This is a genomic window from Streptomyces erythrochromogenes (genome assembly GCF_040684695.1).
In the GTDB taxonomy this organism is placed as follows: domain Bacteria; phylum Actinomycetota; class Actinomycetes; order Streptomycetales; family Streptomycetaceae; genus Streptomyces; species Streptomyces erythrochromogenes_C.
Genome location: NZ_JBFBGM010000019.1, coordinates 127621 through 149094, shown reverse-complemented (window position 1 = coordinate 149094; position 21474 = coordinate 127621). Strand labels below are relative to the sequence as shown.

At 74.0% G+C, this 21474-nt stretch carries 21 protein-coding genes; 7 read left to right on the top strand and 14 right to left on the bottom strand.

Annotated elements, in window-relative coordinates; translation table 11 throughout:
- The first annotated feature begins 105 nt into the window (after nt 1-105).
- Both AB0O53_RS26065 and AB0O53_RS26060 read left to right on the top strand, forming a co-directional pair.
- On the top strand, nt 106-675 hold the full coding sequence (locus AB0O53_RS26065) for a helix-turn-helix domain-containing protein (RefSeq protein ID WP_136232124.1): 570 nt from the start codon (nt 106-108) through the stop codon (nt 673-675).
- A 99-nt stretch (nt 676-774) separates the two neighbouring features.
- A complete protein-coding gene (locus tag AB0O53_RS26060) occupies nt 775-1263 on the top strand; it encodes a GNAT family N-acetyltransferase (protein WP_350995645.1) in 489 nt (162 codons plus the stop codon).
- A gap of 61 nt (nt 1264-1324) precedes the next feature.
- Here the strand turns inward: AB0O53_RS26060 and AB0O53_RS26055 are convergent, their stop codons facing one another.
- Complete coding sequence (locus AB0O53_RS26055) at nt 1325-1759, bottom strand: VOC family protein (RefSeq protein ID WP_350995642.1); 435 nt, start codon at nt 1757-1759, stop codon at nt 1325-1327.
- A 129-nt stretch (nt 1760-1888) separates the two neighbouring features.
- Between AB0O53_RS26055 and AB0O53_RS26050 the strand changes: the two genes are divergently transcribed.
- On the top strand, nt 1889-2356 hold the full coding sequence (locus AB0O53_RS26050; protein ID WP_350995639.1) for a ribosomal maturation YjgA family protein: 468 nt from the start codon (nt 1889-1891) through the stop codon (nt 2354-2356).
- Nucleotides 2357-2506: 150 nt separating this feature from the next.
- A complete protein-coding gene (locus tag AB0O53_RS26045) occupies nt 2507-3475 on the top strand; it encodes a polysaccharide deacetylase family protein (RefSeq protein ID WP_350995636.1) in 969 nt (322 codons plus the stop codon).
- A gap of 15 nt (nt 3476-3490) precedes the next feature.
- Here the strand turns inward: AB0O53_RS26045 and AB0O53_RS26040 are convergent, their stop codons facing one another.
- Both AB0O53_RS26040 and AB0O53_RS26035 read right to left on the bottom strand, forming a co-directional pair.
- Nucleotides 3491-5065: an alkaline phosphatase family protein gene (locus AB0O53_RS26040; protein WP_365198627.1), complete on the bottom strand. Its 1575-nt coding sequence runs from the start codon at nt 5063-5065 to the stop codon at nt 3491-3493.
- A 281-nt stretch (nt 5066-5346) separates the two neighbouring features.
- Entirely contained in the window at nt 5347-5931 is a 585-nt protein-coding gene (locus AB0O53_RS26035) for a TetR/AcrR family transcriptional regulator (RefSeq protein WP_350995630.1), read from the bottom strand.
- Nucleotides 5932-6001: 70 nt separating this feature from the next.
- Here AB0O53_RS26035 and AB0O53_RS26030 point away from each other — a divergent pair, with 70 nt between their 5' ends.
- Nucleotides 6002-7828 (top strand): ABC transporter ATP-binding protein, encoded by a 1827-nt coding sequence (locus AB0O53_RS26030; protein ID WP_365198623.1) that lies wholly within the window; start codon nt 6002-6004, stop codon nt 7826-7828.
- A 50-nt stretch (nt 7829-7878) separates the two neighbouring features.
- Here the strand turns inward: AB0O53_RS26030 and AB0O53_RS26025 are convergent, their stop codons facing one another.
- Entirely contained in the window at nt 7879-9384 is a 1506-nt protein-coding gene (locus AB0O53_RS26025) for a SpoIIE family protein phosphatase (RefSeq protein WP_350995625.1), read from the bottom strand.
- A 345-nt stretch (nt 9385-9729) separates the two neighbouring features.
- Between AB0O53_RS26025 and AB0O53_RS26020 the strand changes: the two genes are divergently transcribed.
- Nucleotides 9730-10836 carry a barstar family protein gene (locus AB0O53_RS26020; protein WP_365198652.1) on the top strand — a complete coding sequence of 369 codons (1107 nt, stop codon included), beginning with the start codon at nt 9730-9732 and terminating at the stop codon, nt 10834-10836.
- Here AB0O53_RS26020 and AB0O53_RS26015 read toward each other — a convergent pair.
- From AB0O53_RS26015 to AB0O53_RS25980, 8 genes are all read right to left on the bottom strand, one after another.
- Nucleotides 10823-12070, bottom strand: coding sequence for an FAD-dependent oxidoreductase (locus AB0O53_RS26015; RefSeq protein ID WP_365198620.1), 1248 nt, complete (start codon nt 12068-12070; stop codon nt 10823-10825). The two genes, AB0O53_RS26020 and AB0O53_RS26015, sit on opposite strands and share 14 nt — an antisense overlap.
- A 30-nt stretch (nt 12071-12100) precedes the next feature.
- Complete coding sequence (locus tag AB0O53_RS26010) at nt 12101-12853, bottom strand: hypothetical protein (protein WP_350995622.1); 753 nt, start codon at nt 12851-12853, stop codon at nt 12101-12103.
- A gap of 140 nt (nt 12854-12993) precedes the next feature.
- Nucleotides 12994-13569 carry a hypothetical protein gene (locus tag AB0O53_RS26005; RefSeq protein ID WP_350995620.1) on the bottom strand — a complete coding sequence of 192 codons (576 nt, stop codon included), beginning with the start codon at nt 13567-13569 and terminating at the stop codon, nt 12994-12996.
- Entirely contained in the window at nt 13566-14948 is a 1383-nt protein-coding gene (locus AB0O53_RS26000; protein WP_365198618.1) for a hypothetical protein, read from the bottom strand. Before AB0O53_RS26000 ends, AB0O53_RS26005 begins: the two co-directional genes overlap by 4 nt.
- Nucleotides 14945-15778: an ABC transporter ATP-binding protein gene (locus AB0O53_RS25995; protein WP_365198616.1), complete on the bottom strand. Its 834-nt coding sequence runs from the start codon at nt 15776-15778 to the stop codon at nt 14945-14947. The genes AB0O53_RS26000 and AB0O53_RS25995 overlap by 4 nt, the downstream gene beginning before the upstream one ends.
- The gene (locus AB0O53_RS25990) at nt 15775-16632 is read right to left on the bottom strand and encodes a zf-HC2 domain-containing protein (protein WP_365198613.1); all 858 of its coding nucleotides are present in this window, start codon (nt 16630-16632) and stop codon (nt 15775-15777) included. Before AB0O53_RS25990 ends, AB0O53_RS25995 begins: the two co-directional genes overlap by 4 nt.
- Nucleotides 16629-17192, bottom strand: a complete 564-nt coding sequence (locus tag AB0O53_RS25985) for an RNA polymerase sigma factor (RefSeq protein ID WP_350995612.1) — start codon at nt 17190-17192, stop codon at nt 16629-16631. The genes AB0O53_RS25990 and AB0O53_RS25985 overlap by 4 nt, the downstream gene beginning before the upstream one ends.
- Before the next feature lie 79 nt (nt 17193-17271).
- Nucleotides 17272-18462, bottom strand: coding sequence for a cytochrome P450 family protein (locus AB0O53_RS25980; RefSeq protein WP_365198609.1), 1191 nt, complete (start codon nt 18460-18462; stop codon nt 17272-17274).
- Nucleotides 18463-18675: 213 nt separating this feature from the next.
- On the opposite strand from AB0O53_RS25980, the gene AB0O53_RS25975 reads away from it, so the two are divergent.
- The gene (locus AB0O53_RS25975; protein ID WP_365198607.1) at nt 18676-19518 is read left to right on the top strand and encodes a class I SAM-dependent methyltransferase; all 843 of its coding nucleotides are present in this window, start codon (nt 18676-18678) and stop codon (nt 19516-19518) included.
- Here AB0O53_RS25975 and AB0O53_RS25970 read toward each other — a convergent pair.
- Both AB0O53_RS25970 and AB0O53_RS25965 read right to left on the bottom strand, forming a co-directional pair.
- On the bottom strand, nt 19512-20633 hold the full coding sequence (locus tag AB0O53_RS25970) for a hypothetical protein (protein ID WP_350995606.1): 1122 nt from the start codon (nt 20631-20633) through the stop codon (nt 19512-19514). The two genes, AB0O53_RS25975 and AB0O53_RS25970, sit on opposite strands and share 7 nt — an antisense overlap.
- 147 nt (nt 20634-20780) lie before the next feature.
- Complete coding sequence (locus tag AB0O53_RS25965) at nt 20781-21320, bottom strand: hypothetical protein (RefSeq protein ID WP_350995604.1); 540 nt, start codon at nt 21318-21320, stop codon at nt 20781-20783.
- Nucleotides 21321-21474: the final 154 nt, after the last annotated feature.

The following is a 21474-nucleotide window of genomic DNA, read 5'->3' as shown; positions in this document are numbered from 1 at the left end:
AAGTGAGGTCAATAATTGACCACGCTTATGACGGGAGTGTTGCAGCAGTACGAAACCTCTCCGGGGCTTCGAGCCCTTGATCGCAGATGAGGTACGTTCACCAGCGTGTCTCGACCCGAACCCACGCCGGAGGCGATCGAGGTCGGACGGGTGATCCGGAGCTGCCGCAAGCGAAGCGGCGTCTCCATGGCCGTCCTCGCCGCCCGCTCAGGCCTCTCCCAGCCGTTCCTCAGCCAGCTCGAACGGGGCCTCACCACGCCCAGTCTCAGCTCGATCTACCGGATCGCGGAGGCCCTGGAGGTGAGCCCGGGCGCCTTCCTGCGGCCGCCCGCGCGCCCGGGCGCGGTCAGCCACGAGAGCGACCCGCAGGTGATCCGGGTGGAGGAGTCCGCGGGGCAGGTCGCGCAGGTGCTCATCCCGGGCGGGCGCAGCGCTCTGATGGAGGCGTACGAGCACCACTTCGAGCCCGGGCAGGGTGAGCGCGGCTGGTTCGAGCACCCCGGCGAGGACTTCCTCTACGTGCTGGAGGGCGAGGTGGTCCTGGAGGTCGAGGGCGAGGAACCGCTGACCCTGCGCGCCGGCCAGAGCGCGCACCACCGGGGCGAAGTCCCCCACCGCTGCCGCCTGTCGGGCCCCTCCCCCGCCCGCACCCTCCTGGTGATCGCGAACGCCTGAGCCGGCCCGCCGCGGCGGTGGCCGGGGCCACCGGGGAGGGGAATCCCCTTTGCGCCCGGCGCGGCGGGCGTGGATGCTGACTCGCCGGAGGTGTTCGCGATGACCGAAGTCGTACTGAAGCTGTCGGCCCGTGACTTGACCCCTGCGGATCTGGCGTCCTGCGGGTGGGCCGGGTCCGACCACCACCTGGCGGGCGTGGCCCGGCAGTTGGAGCGTGTGCGGACCGGTGAGGTCGACTATCTGGCGATCTGCACCGGGGCGGACGTCCCGGTGGCGAAGGGGGGCGTCGACTACCGGGTCACGGAGGGCGCCGGCACCCTGTGGCAGCTGGCGGTCCATCCCGCGCTGCAGTCGTGCGGCATCGGCACGTTCCTCGTGGAGTCCGCGGAGCTGCGCATCAGGAGCCGCGGGCTGCGGTGGGCCGAGCTGGGCGTGGAGGAGAGCAACCCGCGGGCGCGTGCGCTGTACGAGCGGCTCGGCTACGTCGCCCACGACCGCAGGCCGGACGCGTGGGACGAGCAGGCCCCCGACGGATCACTGCGACGCCGCGAGACGATGTGCACGCTGATGCGCAAGGAACTCGTCTAGGCGTCGGCGGGGCGAGGCTGCCGTGCCGCTGCCGGCCCCCCGGCCGGCAGCGGCACGGTGCTCAGTCGAGGCAGAACTCGTTGCCCTCCACGTCCTGCATCACGAGGCAGGACTCGTTCACGCCGTCGGCGAGGAGCAGCCGCACGCGTGACGCGCCGAGCGCGACCAGGCGGGTGCATTCGGCCTCCAGGGCCGCCACGCGCTCGTCGCCGACGAGGCCGGTGCCCACGCGGACGTCGATGTGGAGGCGGTTCTTGACGACCTTGCCTTCGGGGACGCGCTGGAAGAACAGCCGGGGGCCCACCCCCGAGGGGTCGACGCACGCGAACGCCGATCCCTGGCGCTCGGGCGGCAGGGCCCGGTCGAACGCGTCCCAGTCGGCGAACCCTTCCGGTGGCGGCGGCACGACGTACCCGAGGGCCTCGCACCAGAAGCGGGCGACACGCTCGGGCTGTGCGCAGTCGAAAGTGAGCTGGAACTTCTTGATCGGCGCCATCGCGCCATCATAGGGACGGGTCCTGCGCCGTCTCCACGGGTTTCTCCCGGCACTTGAGCGAGGGTCGGGCGGGCGGGGCCCGCCGAACGGTGGGGCGCTCGGCCCGGCCGGCTCCGGCAGGATGGCCCGATGAGCCTCGCACCCGTGACCGCCGACCGTGCCGAAGCCCCCTACCCCGACCCCGTACGGATCCGCGTGGTGGCGGCGGGGGCGGCCGTGGTCACGGTCGGCGCGGGACTCGGGCTGCGGGCCGTGACGGTGGGGAGCGTGGCCAAGTACGGCGGGGACGCGCTGTACACCGTCCTGCTGCTGACCCTCGTCGTGCTCGTCGCGCCCCGGTGGACGCCGCTGCGGGCCGCCGGGGCCGCGCTCGCGGTCAGCTGGGCCGTCGAGTTCTTCCAGCTCAGCCCGGTACCGGCGGAACTGTCCCGGGACAGCGTGGCCGCCCGGCTGGTACTCGGTTCGACCTTCAACGCGCCGGACCTGTTCTGGTACGCGGTCGGCGCGGCGGGCGGCTGGCTGCTGCACACGGCGATGGTGAGGCGCCGCCGGGTCACGGCCGGGGCCCCGCCCGCCGGTGAGACTCCTCACACGTGACGGAACGCCGCGAGCCCGGAATGCCCCGTTTCGGCCAGTAGTACCGGGCCTGGAGCCGGCCGATCGACCGAGGAGGGCTCCCGAACGGATGACCTAGCCTGGATCGGCAACGCGATTTCGGGGGGCCGAGCGCAAAGGAAGAGCGCCTCCATGGGCATCACCAGCAGTTCCGCCCGCCGCGTCCGGCGGACGGGACCCGTCGCCACGGCGGCCGTCCTCGGCATCCTGGCCGTCACCGCCGCCCCGGCCCTCGCCGCCACCGACGGCTCCGCGGACAAGCCGGCCGCAGGCGCGGCGGACAGGCCCGCGGCAGGCTCGGCGAAGAATCCCGAGGCGGGCAGGGCCGACAAGCCCGCGGCCGGCACGACGACGAAGGTCCAGCCCGGCTCGGCCGGAAAGCCCGCGGCGGCCGGGAAACCGTCGGCCGGAAAGCCCGCCGGCTCGGCCGCGTCGGCCGAGAACTCCGCGCACGCCGCAAAGGCCGCGAACGCGCGCAGCGCCGCGGGGATACCCCTGGCGATCTCCCGGCTGGCCGAGGGCCCGGGCCGCGACGTCGCGATCACCATCGACGACGGCCCGGACCCCCGCTGGACGCCCCAGGTCCTGGAGGTGCTGCGGAAGAACCACGTCAAGGCCACCTTCTGCATGATCGGAACCAAGGCGCAGAAGTACCCGGAACTCGTGCGCTCGGTCGCCGCCGACGGGCACCGCCTGTGCAACCACTCCGTCGACCACGACGTGACCATGGACCACAAGCCCGTCGCCTACCAGAAGCAGCAGATCCTCGAGGCCAAGGCCATGATCGAGAAGGCCGCTCCGGGGGTACCGGTCGGCTACTACCGCGCACCGGGCGGCGCTTTCACGCCCGACAGCCGGGCGATCGCCGCGGAGAGCGGGATGCGGCCGCTGGGCTGGAGCGTGGACCCCAAGGACTGGAGCCGTCCCGGCCTGCCGGCGATCATCTCCTCCCTGGAGGGCAAGCTCCCCCAGCAGCCGACCGTCCTCTTCCACGACGGCGGCGGCGACCGCAGCGAGACCGTGGCGGCCCTCGAGCAGTACCTGCCCTGGCTCACCGAGCAGGGCTACCGCTTCACCTTCCCGGCGCGCACCAACCCGTAGCGGGCCGGCCGCGGGTCAGCCGCCGGGCGGCGCCAGGCGCGGGAAGTGGAGGGCGAGGAAGTCCCGCATGATCCGCAGGGCCTGTTCCGGCGGGACCTCGGTCGCTGGATCGTCGGGGAGCCCCTCGATCCGGATGCCGTGATGGTCCGCGAAGGCCCGGATCCCTTCGAAGGCCGCCCTGCCCAGGGCGGAGAGGGTCCTGCCGACGAGCAGGGCGTCCTCGACGTACCGGGGCACGGGGTGCGGGACCGGCGCCGGCCAGGTGGCCGGGTCCCGCGGGCTGTCGAGGGTGAAGGCGTGGGAGAGGGTCCGGGCAGCGGCGTCGCGCCCGGTGAAGGGGGCGCCGAGGTCCCACCGCTCGCGCAGGGTCGCGATCAGTGAGGTGTGGCGGTGCTCCTCGTTGAACACCCGGCCTTCCTCCACCCACGGGGAGACCAGGACGGCCGGGACCCGGTAGCCGGAGCGGTCGAACCCGAACCCGAGCTGTCCGGCCGGAGCGGACGGGTCGGGCGGCGGCACCGGTCCGGGCGGGACGTGGTCGAAGGTGCCGCCGGGCTCGTCCCAGCCGATCAGCAGGGCCGTGTTCCACACGTTCGAGCCGCCGGCCGACTGCATGCCCCGGTAGGCGTCGTAGATCCGGGCCAGGAACGCCTCGCCGCCGAGGACGGAGGACGGCGGGTCTGCGCCGCGGATCACGACACCGTGGCCGAGGACGCGCGAGAACGCCGGGTGGTAGTCCCCGTGCCCGAGGACCAGGCTCGGCTCGATGAACGACAGGTCGGGCAGATCGCCGCCGGCCGCGTCGGTCTCGAACTGCGAGAACGGCACGAAGTGCGTGTCGAAGCGGTCCTTCAGTCGCGGGTAGTGGATCAGGCCGGTGATGGAGAAGCGGTCCGGCTCGGCGACGTACACCTTCCAGGTCCGGCCTTGCCGTTCGATCCGGTCGAAGACCGTCTCCGCGTCGTTCTTCAGGATCCAGTTCCTCACCGGCGAGTTCACGACGAGTCCCGAAGCGGTGGCGGCGGTCCAGAACGACCGGTTGGTGAACGTCTGTGACGGCACCTCGCTGAACCAGTGGTCGAACACGCCGAAGGCGCGGGCCAGGCCGCTCAGCACGGGGACCTGCTCGGGGGTGAAGCCGGTCATCACCTGTGCGTACTCGTCGTAGGTGGGCTGGCGGCCCAGTTCGCCGGTCAGCGTGCTGATGTAGTCGGTGACGAAGCCGTCCATCGTGGGCGCGCGACCGGGCTCGGGCGCGTTGTACGGATCCGAGATCTCCTCGCCGAGCTTGAAGCGGTTCTCCTCGCCGAGGATGTCGAAGAGCTGGGTGTTGGTGTGCGGATACTCCTCTCCCGTATCGGGGTTGGGGCTGTCCATGTCGGTCGCCACCGCGTACGGCACCACCGCGCGGTCCGCGCCGTGCTCGGCCCATGCCGGGATCGGGTTCGAGAGCTCCTTGCCGATCACTCCCTCGAAGGTCTTCCCGTCCCGCGGCCCGTACAGCCGGCCCAGCAGGTTGTCCAGCGACCGGTTCTCGAACACGACGACCACCACGTGGTCGAGCGCGTGCTCCTTGCTCCGACTCGTCATGGCTGACCTCGCATCCTGCCGGCGCCCGGTCGCCGGCCTGACCCCACCTTTTCAGCGTCCCTCCGCCGACTCCCGGCCGCACGCCGCCGCCCCGACCCCGCCACCGTCCTGAGCGAAGCTCGGCCGCATGGATGTGGAACGGCGAGGGGCGGCTCTCCTTGCGCGCGACCGTGCCCGATCCCTTCCGGGCGTTCGCCGACGGCACCGCGGTGGGGTCGTCGTGACGGAGATCGACCGGGCGGGGCGCCGGCTGGTCCTCGCCGGACGGGACGCCCGCTGAATCAGGAGGCCGCCAGGGCCTTGCGCAGGGTGTGGAGGCACGACGAGAGGGCGGTGTGGCGGGGCGTGCCGTAGTCGCGTGCCTGCATCCAGGCCGCGTACAGCAGGGACCACAGCACGTTCTGGAGCCATTCGGCGTCCGCCTCGGCGTCCACCGTGCCCTCGGCCTGGCCGCGTTCGATGAGGCGGACCAGGACGCGGTCGGAGTCGGTCTCCTCCTCGAAGCCCGCCCAGCTCAGGAACTGCGGCACGTCGAAGAGGAGCATGAGCCGGTCCCCCAGCTCGAAGTACTCCAGGCAGAGCCGCTCCAGCGCCTTCGGGGCCGGGCCGTCCTCCACCCGCGCGCGTACGGTCGCCTCCTGCAGCCGCTCCCGTACGTCCGCCCCGAGCGCGGCGACCAGGTCCGAGCGCTCGGCGAAGTACCGGTGGACGGTCGTGCGTCCGACACCGGCGGCCTCGGCCACGTCCGCGAGCGACGCTCCGTGGTGGGCCGACAGGACGGTGACGGCGGCGTCGAGGATCGCGCGCCGGGTGCGGGCGCGGGTGGCGGTCTCGGTGGCCGCCGTCGCGATGTGGTGCTGCTCCATGGGCGTACGGTAGCGCGCCCGTAATGAAACTCACTTGACCGTATTGGAACACCCGTGTTCCATTTTCGGCATGGCTGACTCGACACCCCCGCCCCGCGCCGGCTTCGACGCGCCCCGGCTGCGCGTCCTGTGGTCCTTCGCCCGCCCCCACCGCCGCACGCTCGCCATGGGGCTGGCCCTGGCCCTGGCCGGCTCCGCCCTCGGCCTGGCCACGCCCATGATCACCAAGTGGGTGCTGGACGCCCTGAACGACTCCGCCTCGCTCACCGGCCCCGTGATCGCGCTGTTCGTGCTCCTCGTCGTCGGCGCGGCCGTCTCGTACCGGCAGTGGTGCATGCTCGGCACGGTGGGCGAGCGGGTCGTGCTGGAGGCGCGCGAGTCGATGGTGCGACGGTTCCTGCACGCCACCGTGCCCGCCCTCACCCGGCGCCCGACCGGTGAGCTCGTCACCCGCGTGACCTCGGACACCGTCCTGCTCCGCGAGGCCACCGCGCAGTCGTTCGTAGGCCTGGTCAACGGCTCCGTCATGCTCGTGGGCAGCCTCGTCCTGATGGGCGTGCTCGACCTGGTGCTGCTCGGCACGACCATGGCCGCGGTGGCTGTGACAGCCGCGCTCTTCGCGCTGCTCATGCCGGGCATCGGCCAGGCTCAGCAGCGCTCCCAGGAGCACATCGGCCGGCTCGGCGGCCTGCTGGAGGGCACGCTGCGCGCGATCCGCACCGTGAAGGTGAGCCGCGCCGAGGAGCGGGCCGCCGAACGGATCGTGGCCGACGCGCGGGCCGCTGCGGACTACGGCATCCGGGCGGTCCGCCAGGAGGCCCTGGCCTGGACGGTCGCGGGGTCCGGCATCCAGCTGGCCATCATCGCGATCCTGGGCGTCGGTGCCTGGCGGGTCGGCGAGGGGAGCCTGGAGGTCTCCAGCCTGATCGCCTTCCTGCTGTACGCGTTCACGCTGATGGAGCCGGTCAGCACGCTCAGCCAGAACGTGACCTCCCTGCAGGCGGGGATGGCCGCGGCCGAACGCATCCGGCAGACGGCCGACTTGACGGCGGAGGGCGACGAGACCGTGCCGCGGCAGCCCGACGGGAGGACCGACCGTACGGCGGACTCCGGCGCCCGGACGGAGGTGCCCGTGCTCGAACTGCGCGGTGTCAGCGCCGCGTACGGTCCCGACGCCGCGCACGCCGTCACCGACGTGCGGCTGGCGGTCCCCCGGCTCGGTCACACCGCGATCGTCGGGCCGTCCGGCGCGGGCAAGACCACCCTGTTCTCGCTCGTCCTGCGGTTCCTGGAGCCCCTCGACGGCGAACTGCTCCTGAACGGACGGCCGTACCGCGACCACAGCCACGCCGAGGTGCGGGCGCGGCTGGCGTACGTCGAACAGGACACCCCCGTCGTGCCCGGCACCCTCCGCGACAACCTGCTGCTCGCCCGGCCGGACGCCACCGACGAGGAACTCCTCCGCGTGCTGCGGGACGTGCGGCTGTCGGAGAAGGTCGAGGCGCTCGAAGCGGGTCTGGACAGTCCGCTGTCGTCGGCGCACGTGTCCGGGGGCGAACGCCAGCGCATCGCGCTCGCGCGGGCCCTGCTGCGGACCCCGGAGGTCCTGCTGCTGGACGAGGCGACCGCACAGCTGGACGGGCTGACGGAGGCCGCGGTGCAGGACTGCATCCGCAGCCGGGCGGCGACGGGCGCGGTGGTGACGGTGGCGCACCGCCTTTCGACGGTGGTCGACGCCGACCTGATCGTGGTCATGGAGGCGGGCCGCATCCGCGCCCGCGGTACCCACGAGGAGCTGCTGGAGACGGATCCGCTGTACCGCGAACTGGTGGCGGCCCTGCGCCTGGCCACCACCACCGGGGCCACCACCACCGCCACCGGGGCCGACATGGCGTGAGCGCGCCGTCCCCGCGCTCCCGCGTCGGCCGAGTGCACCGGCGGCCGGGCTCAGGCGGGTTGTCCGGGTGCCGGGGTGGCGCGGGCGATCAGGAGGGCCACGTCGTCGTGGACTCCCGGGTGGCGCATGGTGTCCAGCAGCAGGTCGCAGGTCTCGTCCAGCGGCCGACGGGGGTCGTCGAGGGCGTCGAGGAGGACGTCGAGGCGCTTGTCGATCGGATCGTCACGGGTCTCGACCAGGCCGTCGGTGTAGAGGACGAGCTGGTCGCCCGCCTCGACGGGGATGCTGACGGTGTGGAAAGCGACGCCGACGCCGCCGAGGGGCGCGCCGGTGGGCAGGTCCAGGAGCCTGCGCGTGCCGTCCTGGCGCAGCAGGACCGGCGGCAGGTGCCCGGCCAGGGAGAGGTGCCACTGGGCCGCGCACGGGTCGTAGACGGCGTAGACGCAGGTCGCGATCGTCTCCAGGCCTTCGGTGACGTGGTCGAGGTGGTGCAGGACCTGGGCGGGGTCGAGGTCGAGGTCGGCCAGGGTCCGGGTGGCGGTGCGCAGCTGGCCCATGCTGGCCGCGGCCCCGACTCCGCTGCCCATGACGTCGCCGACGACGAGGGCGGTCTTGTCGCCGCTCAGCGGGATCACGTCGAACCAGTCGCCGCCGATCTCCATGGTGGCCTGGGCGGGGCGGTAGCGGGTGGCGACCTCCAGGCCCGGCCGCCACGGCGGCGTGTGCGGCAGCAGGCTGCGCTGGAGGGTGAGTGCGGTGTGGCGCTGTTCTTCGACCGCCCGGTGGCGCTCGGTGACGTCCACGCTGGCGGTGGCCACGCCGAGGACGGTCCCGTTGGGGGCTTCGAGCCGGTAGAAGGAGATCGACCAGGCGTGGTCGTGGTCCGGATCGGCCGGGGTACGGCCGACGGTGTACTGGTCCACGATGGGGACGCCGGTGGCCAGCACTTCGCGCATCGCGGCTTCGAAGGACGGGTCCACGGCCGGCAGCACCTCGTGGACGTGGCGCCCGATGTGCTCGGCGGCGGGCACGCCGTTGAGGCGTTCCTCCGCCGGGTTGACCGAGACGTAGCGCAGGTCGGTGTCGAGGACGCCGAGGCCGACCGGCGACTGGTCGACGAGCCGGGCGGACAGGGCAAGGTCCCGTTCGAGCTGCCGTACGGTCGCCTGGTCGGCCGCCAGGCCCAGGGCGTAGTACTCCTGCTGGGAGTCCAGCAGCCGCATGTTGCGGAATTCGACCATGCGCGTGCTGCCGTCCTTGTGCCGGACGGGGAAGACGCCGACCCAGCTGACGCCGTCCTCCATGACCTCGGCGAACATGTCCAGCACGACCGGGACGTGCTCCTCGTGGAGCAGCAGGTGGCCCGCGTACTCCCCCAGGGCCTCCTCGGCGGTGTAACCGAACAGTTCCTCGGCCTGGGGGCTCCACAGGTCGATCCTGCCGTCGGCGTCGAGGAGGATGGCGGCCACGCGCAGCACGTCGAGCAGCCCGCCCGGCCCGGACGCGGTGGGCCGTGCCTCTCCGGGATCGCCGTGCGAGGGCTCGATCGCTCCCATCTGCGGGCTCTCCTTCCGGCCGCCGCGGACTGCGGCCCTACCCTCCCAGCCCTCTCATCGTCCCCCTCCGCGCGACACGCGTGCACGCCGCACCCCCGCCGGACGGCCCAGCGGTGACCGTGCGTCGCCGTCCGGCCACCGCGGTGTCGGTCGCGGGTGTCAGCCGCGGCAGCTTGCGCGGGCACTTCTCACGAGGACGCCGAGCGCACGCGGCGTATCGGGGTGTGCGGGCAGGAGCGGCAGGATCCGGGCCGGTCCGCGCAGGGCGTCGGCGTGGTGCGGGTCGAGCGTAGGTCCCGGCCGTGACAACGCCCGGTGTGCGGTGGTGGGGTGGAACGGGCGATGATGCTGCCCGTGGACGAGGACGAGGCCCGTCGCGGGCGAACGCGGTACACGCTCACCGACCGGGAACTGGGCCACGCCTGGGGCACCTGCGCCGAGGCGGAGGGGCTGTTCGGACCGACCGGGCGCGAGGCGTACGAACTGTTCGGCTGGGTTCCCGAGGAGCACGGGGAAGGCGGGGTAGGCGGCTGGATCGGCCGTGAGATGTGGTGCGTTCCCGAGGACCGGGCGCTCGACGAATGGCTGCTGGAGGACGCCGAGGCCCTCGGGCCGCACCCCTGGACGGACGGCCTCCTCGTCACCGGGCTCGCCGACCACCTGCCCCCGCCCGAGGAGTACCACGGCACCGTCCTCCTGCACGACGGGCGGCGCCGGCTGGGCTCCTGCCGAGGGTTCACCCGCGCCCTGCCGCCGCCCGGGCGGCCGGATCCGCCGATCGTCCTGCGCGGGCTGACCCCGGGGCGGGAGCTGCGGCGTGCCTTGGAGACGGCCACCCGGCCGACGCTGGATCTGGGCGGAGCGGCCCTGGAGGTACGGGACGACCGCGGCGAACCGTTCACCGAACTGTCGCTGTGGGTCACGGTCAGCGGTTGGCGCCCGTCGGCGCTCGGTCCGGATCTGATCGACCTGGAACTGGAGGGCAAGCTCGCCGCGCCCGTTCCGGAGCCGGCCCGGCCGCTGTGGGAGCAGTGGCTCGCCGGGGTGCCGCGGACGACCGGCACCTGGGCCGGCCTCGACACGCGGCAGCGCTGGGCCTGGCTGGACCACGTCCTGCGAAGGCCCCGCCCGCACGCGGACGTCGACCGGCCCTCGGGTCGCGCCTACGGGCTGGACGGCGGGCACGTCACGGACGTGCCGGGGCTCTACCTCGCGCTCGGCGAGGCGGTCAACGGACCGGGCGGCTACCTCGGCACCGACCTGTACGCCCTCGCCGACTGCCTGGGCGGCGGCTTCGGCCATCGCGGCCCGGCGACGCTGCTCTGGCGGGACTCCGCCGTGGCGCGCGAGCACCTGTCCCGCGCCCTGGCACCGGACGGCCGGCCCTATGACCTGTTCGCCTGCGTTCTCGACGTGCTGGCCGAGTTCGGGGTGCGGGTCACCCTGGCGTGAGCCCGGTCGGGCCGGGCAGGCGGAAGCCGTTGAAGAGGTCGTCCATGCCGCGCAGGGCCAGGCGGGTCGGGGTCGCACGGACTGCCAGGTCCCGGGCCGTCGCCGCGATCGGGTTGCGCAGGGCACCCAGGCGGCCGACGCGGCGGGCACGGAGGCGAACGGCGTCGGTGCGGCCGCGGCGGGCCGCGGTGTACGCGGCGAGGGCGGCCGGGACCGCGTCCCCCGATTCCGCGCCGTCGCCCGATTCCGCGCCGTGGCCAGAGCCCGTGTTGTCGCCGGAGTCCCCGGCCGGGAGCAGGTGCGCGAGGACCACCGCGTCCTCGATGGCCTGGCAGCCGCCCTGGCCGAGGTTGGGGGCCATGGCGTGGGCGGCGTCGCCGAGCCAGGCGATCCGGCCGTGGTGCAGGCGGGGCAGCGGGGCCGCCAAGTCGTACAGGTCGTTCTGGAGGACGTCGGCGGGGTCGAAGCGGCCGACACGGTCCAGCAGGGCCGGGATCGGGTCGTGCCACGAGCCGAAGCGGCGGCTCAGTTCCGCACGCGGGTCGGCCGGCCGGGTGCCGGCCGGGACGACCGCGGTGGCGTAGAGGTAGTACCGGCCGTCGGCGAGCGGAGTCACCCCGAAGCGCTGACCCCGGCCCCAGGTCTCGCTCATGGACGGTATGGCGAGGTCCGGGGCGTCGACGAGGGTCCGCCAGGCCGTCTCCCCGATGTAGTGCAGGCCGGGGTGACCGGGGAAGTACGCGCGGCGCAGGGGGCTGTGGATCCCGTCGGCGGCGACGACCAGGTCGGCGGGGAGGTCCGGGCCCTCGGCCGTACGGACGGTCGGGCGGCCGGCGGCGTCGTCCACGCCGGTCACGGTGGCGCCGTAGCGCAGGGCCCCGGGCGGCAGGGCGGCGGCCAGGGCCGCGGTGAAGGCCGGGCGCGGTACGGCGATCGGCGGCATGCCGTAGCGGGCCGCCATGTACGCGGTCTCGGCGCGGGTGAGCCACCGGCCGTCGGAGCGGCGTACGCCCATCGTGGCGGGTACGGCGCTCCCGGCGGCCCGGGCCGCGTCGACGCCGATGGTGTCGAGTGCGCGCAAGGCGTTGGGAGCGAGGCCGATGCCCGCGCCGGTGGTGGGTGGTTCGGGGGCGCGCTCGCACACGGTGACGCGCCAGCCGCGGCGGTGCAGCGCGAGGGCGGCGGTCAGGCCGCCGATTCCGGCCCCGGCCACCACCGCGTGACGTCTGCGCATGGACACCCCTCCGTTCCCTTCCCGCATCTTCTAGCAGGTTTCCAGGACCTGGTCCGCCACGGCGAAGACCTCCTCGCAGTCCGGGCAGGTCGCCCGGCCGAAGAGGTACGTCAGACGGTGCGCGACCCTCTCCTGTCCGGCCTCCGTCGCCATGCGGTGCAGGCGGGCGGGCAACGGGTCCAGGGCCGCCGGGTCGGCGGGCAGCAGCGCCGCCCTGACCGGATCGGACGTCACGTAGTCACCGGCCGAGGCGAAGGTCCCGTACGCGCCGAAGGCGACGAACAGCGTCGACGAGCACGCCGGGCAGTCGACCTCGTACTCCTCCGTGAACAGGCCCTCCAGGCGGCCCGTGCTCCACACCCGCTCGCCCTCGAAGGCGAGGATTCCTTGCAGGAGGTAGACGAAGGCCGCGGTGTCGTCGCCCGTCCCACCGAGCAGCCGGCGGGCCGTGCGGAGGAAGACGGCGATCTCCTCGGCGTAGCGCGCGGTCTGTTCCCCGTCCGCCGCCGAGACGATGAGGCCCGCCATCGAGACGGCCTCTTCCGGGGCGCCGGGGGCCCGGCCGTCCGCGATGGCGGCCAGGTACGGGAGGGCGGGGAAGCTGTCGTCGTCGACGCAGTTCAGGTGGCACAGGTCGTTCCACAGGTCGCTCCAGACCTGTTCGTGGTCCTCGCCGCCCAGGCGTGCGAAGGCGTCGGCCAGGCCCGGCCACCCGCTCCGGAGGTCGAGCGGCCGCTCGTGCTCCCCGTCCCCGGCAGCCCTGCGTGCAGTGGTCGTGTCCATCGCGTCGTACCCCCGTGGTGCAGCGGTGCCCGCGCTTCCCCGAGCGGGCACCACCAACGTACCGGGAGCCACTGACAACCCCCGGGGCAGCCCGGGCGCGGCCGCAGTCCCGGCCCGGCCCGGTCACCGGCCCGGCCCGGTCACCCTCTCGGACCGGTCGACGCGTAGGCGGCGGTGCCGGCCACGGTGAGGACGGCCGCGGTCCAGGTGCTCGCCGCGGTACCGGGCGGTTGCAGCATCCAGGTCACGACCTCCATCGGCACGCCCGTGAGGGGCGGGGAGAAGGAAGCGAGGGCCAGCCAGCCGACGGGCAGGGTCCAGGCGTACGCCGCGCCGCACGCCACCGCTCCGAGGGCGGCGAGTCCCATCAGCCCGGCGGCGTCCCGGACCACGAGCGCGGTGGTCGCCAGGTCCTCCCCCACGGCCCGGAGCCCGAGGAGCAGTGCGCAGGCGGCCGCACCCGCGGCCAGTACGTGCGCGCTCCTGCGGGTCCACCAGCGGATCGCGGCGGTCCGGTCCAGGGCGGGGTCCTGTCCACCGAGCCCGGTCGAGGCCGCGGCGGCCGCGACGGTGAGGACGAGCGCGGCGGGCCGCGGGTCCCCGGGGGCTGCGGCGCCGTCCCGGGCCAGGGCCCACACCGCCAGCGCGCCGCACGCCGCCGCGGCGAGCGCCGCGGGTACCTGCCGCGAACGTGCGTACAGCACCAGCCATCTCACGATGCCTCACCGCGGCCCGCGAGGGCACCGAGCGGATCGCCCTCGCAGCCGAGCGCGGCGGTGCGCAGGGCGTTGATCCGTGCCTGCTGTTCGGCCGGCGGCAGTGCCCCCAGCTCCCGCCACACCGGTTCGGCCAGGGCGAGTTGGTCCGCCCGGGAGTGGCCGCTGCCGTCGAGGGGCAGCAGGTCGCCGAGGACCCAGCCCGCCGCGATGCTCTGCGCGGCGGTCTCCGTGGCCGGACCGCCCTCGCGGTCGCTGCGGGGGCGGCAGACCGGGGCCATTCCCTGGGCCACCAGGGCCCTGACCAGTGCGTCGCCGCGCGCCCCGGCGATCGTCGCGTCGTCGAAGTCGACCACGAGGACGCCGTCGTAGCGTTCCGGGACGGCGCCGAGCTCCCGCGGGGTGGTGCTCTCGTGGATGACCACCGGCGCCCCGTCGCCGAGTACCCGGTGCAGCAGACCGAGGGCCTTCCTGCCCGGATCGGCGAGGTCGGCGAGGCGTGCCCGGTGCGTCTTCGTCACGCACACGGGGCCGTCGCACACCTGCTGGGCGGCCGCCTCGTCGACGACGTACGTGCGGCGCGGGTCGGAGGGCAGGACGAGCAGGGCGAGCACGGCGCCGGCCAGGGCGGGTGCCAGGGCCGGCAGCCGGGCCCGCGGGGACGCCGCCGCCAGGAGGGCGAAGCCGGTCGCGGCCAGTCCCAGGAGCCAGAGCGTCTGTCCGACGTGGACGGAGGCGGACAGGGTGAACAGCACCTCGCGTACCTGTGCCACCGCAGGTGACAGCAGCGCGAGGCGGTTGGGGACGGCTGCCTCCGGGACGGCCCTCTCGTCCGAGACGCGCAGGACGTTGGTGAACACCAGGGCGCCCACGGTCAGTACGGGCGGGGTCAGCACGAACGGTACGGCGCGGCCGATCCCCATGCCCAGTACGCCGCCGGCGGCCAGGGAGAGCGCTCCCACCAGCGAGATCGGCAGCCAGCCGAAGTGCGGGTAGCCGGTGCCGGCGAGCACCTGGACGGCTCCGACGAGGACGACGAGCACGAAGGCCGAGGTGAGGGTCAGGGCGGTGGCGCCGGCGAGCGCGGCGGCGCGGTGGCGGGCGGGCCGCGGTGTGCTCGCCAGCAGTTCGCCCGTCCCGGAGCGGTGGTCCCGCAGCCCTTGGAGCGCGCCCAGCCCCACGGCGACCGGCCACAGCACGATCAGCAGGGACCGGGTCCACAGGGCCAGGGAGGTCCACTGGGCCGTCCACCGGGCGGTGCCCGTCCACCACAGGCCGGGGATCAGGTAGAGGAGCGCCAGCGGTGCGGCGAGGAGGACGAGACCGGCCCAGGGGGCGACGGAGCGGCGCAGTTCGGTGCGCAGGACGCGGGAGTTCACCAGTTCCCCCTCTGCCGGGCGGGGTCGAGCAGGAGCGCCGAGTAGCCGCGCTCCAGCGGGCTGTCGCCGGCGTGCTCGGGGCCGCCGGCGGCGGCGAGCCGGTCGGGGGTGCCCTGGAAGACCAGCCGGCCCTCGGCGAAGAGCACGACGTCGGTGCAGGCCGCGGCGACGTCTTCGACCAAGTGGGTGGAGACGACGACGCAGGCGTCCATGCCGAGTTCCTGGAGCAGTTGGCGCAGGCGCAGCCGCTGCGCCGGATCGAGGCCCACGGTCGGTTCGTCGAGGAGGAGCACCTTCGGGTCGTTGACGATGGCCTGGGCGATGCCGACCCTGCGGACCATCCCGCCCGAGAGGGTCTTCATCCGGTGGTCGGCGCGGTCCGCGAGGCCGACCCGTTCCACGGCGCGCTGGACCGCGCCCGGGATGTCCGCCTCCGGTACTTCCTTCAGCCAGGCCATGTACTCGACGAACTCGCGCACGGTGAAGCGCTTGTAGTAGCCGAACTCCTGCGGCAGGTAGCCGATCCGGCGGCGCAGCGCACGGTGTCCGCCCGGGCCCGCGACGGACTCGCCGAGCAGTTCCAGGGTGCCGGCGGCGGGGCTCAGGACGGTGGCGAGGGCCCGGATGAGGGTGGTCTTGCCCGCACCGTTGGGGCCGAGCAGGCCGTGCACTCCGGTGCCGAGCGACAGGTCGAGGCCGTCGACGGCCGTACGGTTCCTGCCGACCGTGACCTTGAGCCCGCGGGCCTGGATCTCCCAGGCGTAGGCGGTGGGTGCGAGGTCGGCGGCGTTCACCGCGCGCATGGGGTGGGGTTCCTTCCGGTGGGTCATCGATGGGCTCCGAGTACGCAGTAGGCGCCCCTGCGGGCGACGACGACGGCGGCACCCAGGGCGAGGGCCAGGCCCCATGCGGGCAGTCCGGCGCTCTGGAGGGCGAAGGCGGCGCGGCCGGCGGCCAGGGTCGGTGCGACGACCACGGCGGCCCATACGGCCACGAGGGCGACGGCGGCGCGGGTGACGCCGACGAGACCGCCGAGTGCCAGGGTCGCGGCGGTGAAGGCCAGGCAGGGCAGCAGCCACTGCGCGAGCATGACCCCGGTGGCCCACCCGGCGACGAGCAGGACGGGGAGGAGCACGGCGAGGACGGCGGTGGTGCGCCGCAGCACCAGGGGCAGCCCGGCCCGGGGCGCGGAGGCCGTCAGTTCGTACGCGGGGTCCAGGCCGCGCGACCAGGACGCCGCGACGCCCAGCACGGGCAGGACGGGGGCGAGCAGCAGGACGAGCGACACCTCGCCCGCGGCCGTGCCGATGCCCGGGCCCGCGAGGTCCAGTACGAGGGCGAGCACGGTCACGGTCGTGATCATGGCCAGCCAGGGCACCATCGTCGGCGTCAGCCATCTCGACAGCCGGCGCGACAGGCGGGCCGACCGGCCGGCCGTCCGTCGGCTGCGCGCGTGGGGCACGGCGGGAGCGCCGGACAGCTCGGTTCGAAGTCCGGACCACACCGCGTCGACCAGCGCCGTCACGGCCGGTGCCTGTTCGGCGACGGCGGCCGCCAGCCGGTCACGGCAGACCCGGCACGCCTCCAGATGGGCCTCCAGGGCCCACAACTCGTCGGCGGCGATGTCCCGGTCGCCGCGCGCGTAGGCTTCGACGCTCCGCGCCGAAGCGTGTTCCACGCTCATGACAGCGCCTCCCTCATGGCGATCCGGGCCCTGCGGGCGCGGGTCTTGACCGTGCCCTCGGGCAGCCCGAGCAGAACGGCGGTCTCCCGGACGGACAGCCCGTCGAGGACCATGGCCTGCAGCACCTGTCGGAGCTCGGGCGCGAGGCGCCGCAGCGCGTCGCCGACGTCGGAGCCGACGGTCGCGGCGAGCGCTTCCTCCTCGGCCGCGGGCGCGACGGGCTGCGGGGCCGCGGCGGGTGGCGGCTGCGCGTGGTGGGCCCGCCGCCGGAAGGCGTCGACGAGGCGGCGGGCCGCTATCGTCCAGACCCATCCGACGGCGGTGCCGCCCGCGGCGCTCCCGGCGAACGCCCCGGCCGCGCGCCACACCGCCAGGTACGTCTCCTGCATGACCTCGGCGACGATCTGCTCGTCGGCGCAGCGGCGGCGCAGCCGCACCGCCAGCCACGGCGACGTCCGCCGGTACAACTCCTCGAATGCGGCACGGTCGCCCCTCGCCACGAGGCGGACGAGGCGTTCCTCGTCCACTTCGTGCGGCGCCGCCGCCCTGACTGATCTCACGCCTGATAGACGCCCGGTTCGGCGTGGGGGTTTTCGATTCGGGGTGATCTGGGTCACGGGGCCGGCGCCCCGGCAGGGGTCAGTGCGGGGAGCCCGCCGTGTCGTAGCGGACCGGAAGTTCCGTCAGGCCGCGGGCGCGCAGGGAGCGGCGCCAGCGGGGGGCGGGGCTTGCGGCTTCGAGGACGGGGTAGCGCTCCAGGAGCGCGGTCAGGGCGATCTCGGTCTCGGCCCGGGCGAGCGGGGCGCCGAGGCAGTAGTGGATGCCGTGGCCGAGCGCGAGGTGGCCCGAGGTGTCGCGGTCCAGGTCGAGGAGGTCGGGGTGGGGGAAGCGGGCCGGGTCGCGGTTGGCGGAGGCGAGCGAGAGCAGGACCGTCTCCCCCGCCGGGACGGTGACTCCCCCGATGGTGACGTCCTCGGTCGGGAAGCGGCGGATGGCGAGTGGCGCCGGGCCCTCGTAGCGGGCGAGTTCCTCGACGGCGGCCGGGATGGCGGACGGGTCCTTGCGCAGGCGCGCGAGCTCCTCGGGGTGCTCCAGGAGGGTGTGGATCGCGTTGCCGATGAGCTGGACGGTGTTCTCGTAGCCGGCGAAGAGGATGAGGAAGGCGAGCGACATCAACTCGTCCTCGCTGAGCCGGTCGCCGTCGGTGTCGCGGACGGCTGTCAGGTCGGACAGGAGGTCGTCGCCGGGCCGGCTGCGCTTGTGCGCCAGCAGCTCGGTGAAGAAGCCGAGTATCGCCACCACCGATTCCTTCGTCGCGCCGGGCCGGTTGGGGTCCGGGGCGAAGAGCGCGTCCGTCCAACTGCGGAAGTCGAGGCGGTGGTCGTCCGGCACGCCCAGCAGGTCGCAGATGACGACGATGGGAAGCGGGGCGGCGTAGGCGGCCACCAAGTCGGCTGTTCCGGCGGGGCCGAGGGCGTCGAGGAGGCGGTCCGCGGTCGCGCGGATGGGCGTGCGGAGCTGCTCGGTGCGACGGGGGGTGAAGGCGCGGCTCACGAGCCTGCGGATGCGGGTGTGGTCCGGGGGGTCCATGTTGAGCAGGTTGGCGTCCAGGGCCGGAGGCAGCGACAGCCCCCGGTAACCACCCTCCACCGCATGGGACTTGTCCAGGGAGAGCCGGGGATCGGCGAGGGCGGCCCGTACGTCGTCGTACCGCGTGACCAGCCATGCCGGCATGCCGTCGGTGCCGGTGATGCGGCACACGGGTGCGGTGTCGCGCAGCCGGTCGTAGACGGAGTGGGGATGCTCGATCAGTTCGCCCTGAAGATCCATGGGCCCAACTCTAGGGTGATGCGGCGAGCGGCTCTCCCGGGGCCGGTGCGCGTGCGCCGGCGCGCGTGCGCCGGTGGGCGACGGCGGTCGACCGGGAGGGGCGATGTTCGGCCACCCCGATTCGGGCGCGGCCTCCGGAGCCACCCGAAATTCCGGCGACTGCTCCCACCGCGGGCCCCTACCCTCGGCTCACCCACCGGAAGGAGCGCTGACATGGTCGAGAGGGAGATCACCGACTACTACACGGAGTTCGGCGAGTCCGAGCGGCTCCACACCACCGCGACGGGCCGCCTCGAACTCCTGCGGACGCAGGAGCTGATCCGGTCCCTGATACCGCCCGGACCGGCCAGGATCCTCGACGTCGGCGGCGGTCCGGGCACCCATGCCCGCTGGCTCGCCGAGGACGGCCACACCGTGCACCTCGTGGACCCCGTCCCGAAGCACCTGGCGCAGGCCGCCGCGTACGCCGCCTGCACGACCGAACTCGGCGACGCCCGCGCCCTGACCGCCGCGGACGCCTCCTTCGACGTCGTGCTGCTCCTCGGACCGCTCTACCACCTCACAGCCCGGGCCGACCGGGTCGCCGCCCTCGTCGAGGCCGTCCGCGTGGCCCGGCCCGGCGGGCTCGTCGCCGCCGCCGGTATCAGCCGGTACAGCCTGCTCCAGGACTACACCGTGCACGCCGGGCTCACGCCCGAACTGCTCCACGGCGAAGTCGCGGACGTGCTGCGGCACGGCGGTTACGACGGCAGCCGCGGCTTCACCGTCGCGCACTTCCACACCGGCGCCGAACTCCGCGAGGAGGCGGGCGCCGCCGGCCTCGCCGGCCTCCGCGTGCATGGAATCGAGGGCCCCGGCTGGGCCTACCTGCGTGCGGCGGAACGCACCGCCGGCGCCCCGCTCCTCGACTCCCCGCTCCTGGACGGCGCACTGGCCACGGCCCGCCTCGCCGACCACCACCCCGACGTCACCGACGCCTCGGCGCACCTCCTCGTCGCGGGCCGGACGCCGGGGGCCGGACTCCGGCCGGCAGGGAGCGGCAGTGCCGATCAGTAGCCGTCCGCCGCGGACCGGCCGGCTTCCTGCCAGGACATCAGCTCCCGCACGCCGGTGAAGTACGGTGCGGCCTCGGCCGGTTCGAGTACGGCTTCGAGTGTCAGGCTGCCAGGCACCCGGGGCAGGAAGCGTACGGCCTGGTACTGGTGGCGGAAGACCGGCGGGTCGAGGACGAGGCGGCGCACCCCGTCGACCACGGGGATCCGGTCCGGAGTCGTCGCGCTCCAGATCCAGCGGCCCGACGGCTCGGCGAGGTTGAAGCACTCCATGGTGGCGGGCAGTTGGTCCAGGCGGGCCATGTCGATCGGGGCGGAGGTGCTCAGCGCGAGCGCCTCGGCGCTCGGGACGTCCGCGGGGCGGTGCCCGGGAAGGTGTCCGCCACCGATCAGCACCCCGGCCAGCAGGGTCTGGAGCTGGTAGTTGTCGGCTATGCCGCTCATCCGCATGCGGAAGGCTCGTCCGGAGGCGCGGTCCAGGACCAGGAGCGGTTCGTCGTCGAGGAGCAGGAGCGCCCGCTGTGCGCACTGCAGGTCACCGATGTGCGGTTCGAGCCTGCGGGTGAGTTCCACCAGCGCGTCGCGGTCGGCCGGCGCGTCGGGGCCGATCAGGCTCGCCCGGACCCGGGGGTCGGCGAGGACGGCCACGGCGGCCCGCTCCCACTGGTCCACCGTGAGCCAGCCGAAGTACGGGGCGTGCCACACCTGTGCGTAGTCGGCGCCGAAGGCCTTCTGCTGTTCCGGACTGGGCATGCCGGAAGGATCCGGAAGCTCCTCCTCATCGCCGTAGTGCTCCTGCCAGAGCCGGGCGAACTCGAGGGCCTGCTCCATGCTCGCGCGCAGCCCCGCGAGGAGGGGGCGCGCGCAGGCCACGGCGTCGGCGTTCCACTCGACCAGGGCGCCCACGAACACGCTGTAGACGGCCGCGTGCCACTGCGGCATCCCGTCCAGCTGCGCGGCCAGGTGCGGTCCCAGCTCCCGGGAACTCCTGGCGAGCGTTTCCTTGGGGAGGGTGGCGAGGCTCTCGTACGCCGCTTCCAGGCGGGAGATGCTGTGCTGCGCGATCGCGGCGTCGAAGGACTCTACGGCGGAGCGGACCGCCGGGTCGGGTGTGATCATCGGCGCAGTCTAGGATCCGGCCCTCGGCGGGCCCCGGCCGGGCCCGCTCCGCCGCCCCCGACGGGGCCGGTCGGCACACTCTCACCGGCCTGCCTCCCGGTGCGGGACCGGGAGGCAGGCGGGCGTGGGGCGAGTGGCTCGGCCGGCTCAGCGGAACAGCATGGACGCGTCCCCGGCCGGGGTGGTCACCGAGCCCGGACACAGGAAGCTGCCCGAGGCCTTGGTCGCGGTGAAGGCCCGGTTGATGTACTTCCGGCTCGTGCCGTCGCGGTCCCACACGATGTTCGTCGCCTTGTAGCGGCAGGAGATGAAGCTCTGCCTGCCGGTGATGTCGATGAGATCGGTCCGTGCCGTACCCGCCGTGTCGTCGAACGTGAAGGCGGGGTTGTTGTTGAGAGTGGCGGCGATGCCGCCGCCGCAGGCGAGATTGCCTCCCGGCGCGTTGATCGTGGTGCGGTCGACGGTGAGCGCGTTCGGGGCGGCGGCGCTGGTGCTCCCGTTCGTCCAGCTGCAGCTGTTGCCGGCGACGACCATGACGCCGTCGACCTTCTGGTCCGCGGCCGGGGCGGCGGACCCGTGCGCGAGGGCGGTGCCGGTGCCGGCCAGGCCCGCCGCGACGGCGAGTGCCGCGATCCCGGCGGCGCGGGCGAGTCGTGTGGTGCGGGAGATGGGCGTGGTGTGCCTCATGGGTCGCTCCTCCATGCCACGTACTGGTGGGGGTGGGCGAGGCGCTGGGCCTCTCAGGGGGTGCGGAGTGCGTGCCGGGAGCGTCCCACAGCCACCTCGAAGTGTCAGGGGCCTGTCAGGTGCATGGCAATATTTGGCTTGAATTACCGGTCGG